We start from the raw sequence: 404 nt of genomic DNA, 5'->3' as shown, positions 1-404 counted from the left end.
GCTCGTGGGCCGGTACGCCTCCCGGATCCGGCCCTCCGACCGCGGCGACCGGGAGATTCCGCTGACCCCGCGTGAGCTGGAGGTGCTGCGGCTCATCGCGGACGGGCTGTCCAACAGCGAGATCGCGGCGGCGCTGGTGATCAGCCAGGAGACGGTCAAGACGTTCGTGTCCCGCATCCTGTCCAAGCTGCACCTGCGGGATCGGGTGCAGGCGGTCGTCTACGCGTACCGGCGCGGGCTGGTCAGCTGAACTCTCAGCGCGCGGGCGTGAGTTCGATCTGGTCGCCGTCGCGCAGCCGGTCGTGCAGCCATGCGGCGTCCCGCGCGCTGAGGCCCACCCAGCCCGTGGTGCCCGAGAGGGCGCGCAGCACCTTGGCGTCGAAGGAGAGGGCGCCCGCGTAGAC

The 404-nt window shown here is 71.8% G+C and carries 1 protein-coding gene; it reads left to right on the top strand.

What is annotated here, in order from left to right; all coding sequences use genetic code 11:
- A partial coding sequence (locus LPA54_RS40785; RefSeq protein ID WP_228985462.1) for a response regulator transcription factor occupies nt 1-250 on the top strand: 250 nt, incomplete at its 5' end.
- Nucleotides 251-404: the final 154 nt, after the last annotated feature.

It is taken from the genome of Streptomyces sp. DH12, assembly GCF_020873895.1.
Lineage (GTDB): Bacteria > Actinomycetota > Actinomycetes > Streptomycetales > Streptomycetaceae > Streptomyces.
Note: the sequence above shows the minus strand (reverse complement) of the source record. Positions and strands in the feature narration are given on the sequence as shown.